Genomic DNA, 534 nt, shown 5'->3' on the forward strand with positions numbered 1-534 from the left:
CTCTTGGAAAAAGAAGAAGTTGACGTAGCCATTTTAGACATTGAAATGCCAATCAAGACAGGACTTGATGTCCTGGAGTGGATCCGTGCCAATCAAAGTGAAACGAAGGTCGTCATTGTGACTACTTTCAAACGAAAAGGCTATTTTAAACGAGCCCTTGCAGCCCAGGTGGATGCCTACGTGCTCAAAGAACGTTCCATCAGTGACCTCATGGCGACCATCCATACCGTCCTAGCAGGTCATAAGGAGTACTCACCAGAGCTTGTCGAAGGTGTCGCCTTTGACAATAATCCACTCAGTCAACGTGAACAAGAAGTCTTGGCCCTGGTAGCCCAAGGTTCAACCAACCAAGAAATCGCAGAAAGCCTCTTTCTCTCAAATGGAACCGTCCGAAATTACATGACAGCCATCCTGACTAAACTCGATGCAGGCAACCGAACAGAAGCCGTCCGCATTGCCAAAGAAAAAGATTGGTTGGGATGAGGCGAAATAGATAAGAATGAAGTCACAATTGGTGGCTTTTTTCATTATACC

General features: G+C 46.1%; 1 protein-coding gene. It reads left to right on the top strand.

The genetic code is table 11. The features are described 5' to 3' along the window. Window positions 1-483: response regulator transcription factor (locus ACTHUE_RS20045; RefSeq protein ID WP_440424283.1), on the top strand; the 483-nt coding region annotated here is incomplete at its 5' end. Between the last annotated feature and the right edge of the window lie 51 nt (window positions 484-534).

It is taken from the genome of Neisseria sp. P0021.S005 (assembly GCF_051956955.1).